This window comes from Rhodoferax sp. (assembly GCF_039922535.1).
Lineage (GTDB): Bacteria > Pseudomonadota > Gammaproteobacteria > Burkholderiales > Burkholderiaceae_C > Rhodoferax_B.
In genome coordinates this window covers 1-3,502 of sequence record NZ_JBDTEM010000011.1, presented here as the reverse complement: position 1 = coordinate 3,502, position 3,502 = coordinate 1, and the positions used below count along the sequence as shown (strand labels likewise).

2 protein-coding genes are annotated in these 3,502 nt (G+C 65.7%); both read left to right on the top strand.

The window, feature by feature from the left end:
- On the top strand, positions 1 to 2,217 hold a 2,217-nt coding region (locus tag ABI213_RS00355; protein ID WP_348025634.1), incomplete at its 5' end, for an efflux RND transporter permease subunit.
- On the top strand, positions 2,207 to 3,502 hold a 1,296-nt coding region (locus ABI213_RS00350), incomplete at its 3' end, for an efflux transporter outer membrane subunit (protein WP_348025632.1). The genes ABI213_RS00355 and ABI213_RS00350, both read left to right, overlap by 11 nt.

The window sequence follows — 3,502 nt, the reverse complement described above, 5'->3', positions numbered from 1 at the left end:
AAAGTGCGCGCCCTGCTGCCGCACCTGCAGGCCTCCATCCCGCCCGCCATCAACCTGCAGGTGGTGATGGACCGCACGCCCACCATCCGCGCCTCGCTACGCGAGGTGGAGCGGGCGCTGGCCATCTCGATTGGGCTAGTGGTGATGGTGGTGTTTTTGTTCCTGCGCAATGCCCGTGCGGCGTTGATCCCCAGCGTGGCCGTGCCGGTATCGCTGGCGGGCACCTTTGGTGTGATGTACCTGCTGGGCTACACGCTGGACAACCTGTCGCTGATGGCCCTGACGGTAGCCACCGGCTTTGTGGTGGACGATGCCATCGTGGTGTTGGAGAACGTGACCCGCCATATGGAACGCGGCAAATCCGCGTTGCAGGCGGCGCTGGCGGGCACGCGGGAGATCGGCTTCACCGTGGTGTCTATCAGCCTGTCGCTGATTGCAGTGTTTATCCCGATTCTGTTGATGGGCGGCATCGTGGGGCGCTTGTTCCGCGAGTTTGCGGTGATTTTGTCGGCCTCCATCCTGGTGTCCATGGTGGTGTCGCTGACCACCACGCCGATGATGTGCGCGGCGCTCTTACGGCACGCCCCCATCCAAAAGGAACCTAGCCGCCTGGCGGTGTGGGCGGGCCGACTGCAAAGGCGGATGCTGCGTGGCTACCGCCGTTCACTGGGGTGGACGCTGCGCCACCAACCCATCGCCCTGGTGGCGCTGCTGTGCGTGGTGGCCTTGAACGTGCATTTGTACAGCGCCATCCCCAAAGGCTTTTTCCCGCAGCAAGACACGGGCCGCGTTAACGGCAACATCCGGGCCGACCAAAGCACCTCGTTCCAGTTCATGCAACAGCGGCTGGTGCGCTTCATGGACGTGGTGCGCACCGACCCGGCGGTAGAAAGCGTGACCGGCTTCACCGGCGGCAGCCAGCGCAATACGGCCAATATGTTCATCGTGCTCAAACCGCTGGCCCAGCGGGATGTGTCGGCCGACCAGGTGGTGGCCCGGCTGCGCACCCGGCTGGCGCATGAGCCCGGGGCCAATCTGTTCCTGGTGCCGGTGCAGGACATCAACATCGGCGGCCGCCAGGCCAACGCCCAGTACCAGTACACCCTGCAGGCCGACGATCTGGCCGACCTGCGCACCTGGGAGCCGCGCATCCGCCGCGCCCTGTCGCAACTGCCCGAGCTGGTCGACGTGAACAGCGACCAGCAAGACAACGGCCTGCAGACTTCGGTGGTGATGGACCGCGATGCCATGGCCCGCCTCGGCCTGAGCGCCAGCACGGTAGACACTACGCTGAACAACGCCTTTGGCCAGCGCCAGGTGGGGGTGATCTACAACCCGCTGAACCAGTACCGGGTGGTGATGGAGCTGGCCCCAGAGTTTTTGCAAAGCGCCGAATCGCTGCGCAACCTGCTGTTCACCTCCAGCACCGGCGCGCAGGTGCCGCTGGCGGCGTTTGCCAAGGTGGAGCTGACCAACACGCCGCTGTCGGTCAACCACCAGAGCGGCACCCCGGCCAGCACAGTCAGTTTCAACCTGCCGCTGGGCGTTTCGCTGTCGCAGGCCACCGATGCGGTGAACAACGCGGTGGCCGAGCTGGGTGTGCCGGTGTCGGTGCGTGGCAGTTTTGCGGGCACGGCGCAGGCACTGAAAAGTTCATTGGACAGCCAGCCGCTGCTGATTTTGGCGGCCATCGTCACCATCTACCTGGTGTTGGGCATCTTGTACGAAAGCCTGATCCACCCCATCACCATCCTGTCCACACTGCCCTCGGCCGGGGTGGGTGCGCTGCTGGCGCTGGAGGCCTTCAACACCGAGTTTTCCATCATCGCCCTGATCGGCGTGATTTTGCTGATCGGCATCGTCAAAAAGAACGCCATCATGATGATCGACTTTGCCATCACGCGGCAACGCAACGCCAGGCAGGTTACCGCTGCGCAAGCTATTTACCGCGCAGCCCACCTGCGCCTGCGGCCCATTTTGATGACCACCGTGGCCGCCATGCTGGGTGCCGTGCCGCTGGCCGTGGGCCACGGCGACGGGGCCGAGTTGCGCCAGCCCCTGGGCATTGCGGTGGTGGGTGGCCTGGTGCTGAGCCAGTTGCTCACGCTATACACCACGCCCGTGGTCTATGTCGGCATGGACCGGCTGCGCGCCTGGGGGCACCGTGTGCACTGGCCCGCCTTTATTTCACTTCGGAAAGCCCGCCATGCCGCTTAAATTGACATCTCTGGCGGTATTGCTGCTGCTGACTGCCTGCGGCACCAAGCCGCCCTACCAGGCCCCCAGCCTGCCCACCGCGGCCAGCGCCTTCAAGGAAACCGGCGTCTGGCAAGCCGCCAATCCCCAAGCGGCCGCCGTGCCGGACGACTGGTGGCTTCTGTTTAACGACCCGGTGCTCAACGGATTGCAAACCCAGCTAGGCCAAAACCCCAACCTGCAAGCCAGTGCCGCCCAAATCCGGGTGGCCCAGGCCGCGCTGGGCAGCAGCCGTGCGGCCTTGTCGCCCACATTAGGTGCGGGCCTGGCAGCTACCCGCAGCGCCTCGCCCACCAGCCCGGCGGCCAACAGCGTTGCCTTGACCGGCAGTGCCAGCTGGGAGCTGGACCTGTGGGGGCGGCTCTCGGGCGCAGTGACCGGCGACCAGGCCCGCGTGCAGGCCAGCCAGGACGATCTAGCCGCCGCCCGCTTGTCTCTGCAAGCCACGGTGGCGCAGACCTATTTCTCGTTACGCGCTGCCGAAGCCCAGTCCGCCCTGCTGGAGCGCAGCGTGCAGGCCTACCAGCGCTCTTTGGAACTGACACAAAACCGCTACCGGGGTGGTGTCGCCTCGGCCGACGACGTGGCGCAGGCGCAAACCCAGCTGAAAACCACGTCAGCCCAGCGCATCGAATCCGACAGCTCCCGCGCCCAGCTAGAACATGCGCTGGCGGTATTGCTGGGCCTGGCACCGTCCGCGTTCAGCCTGCCCCGCACGGCGGTGCTGCCCGCCACGCCGGACATCCCCGACCAAGTACCGGCCCGCTTGCTGGAGCGCCGCCCCGACATTGCGGCGGCAGAACGCCGTGTGGCCGCTGCGTACGCGCAGATCGGCGTAGCCCAGGCCGCGTTCTTCCCCGCGCTCACGCTGTCGGCCAGCGCCGGGTACAAAGGAAGCTCTCTGGCGAATCTGGTCAGTGCGCCCAATCTGCTCTGGTCGGTCGGGCCTGCGCTCGCTCTGGCGGCTTTTGATGGAGGTTTACGCCAATCGACCGTCGATTCCGCCCGGGCCAGTACCGATGCCGCCACCGCCAGCTACCGCCAGACCGTGCTGACCGCGCTGCAAGAGGTGGAAGACAACCTGGTGGTGGCCGGCAGCCTGCAGCAGGAAGCCTCGCTGCAAACTGAAGCCCTGGCGGCCGCCAACCGGTCTTTGGAGATTGTGAAAAACCAATACCAGAGCGGTACGGTGAGCTATTTGAACGTGGTGGTGGCGCAGGCCACGGCGCTGTCTAGCGAACGCAGC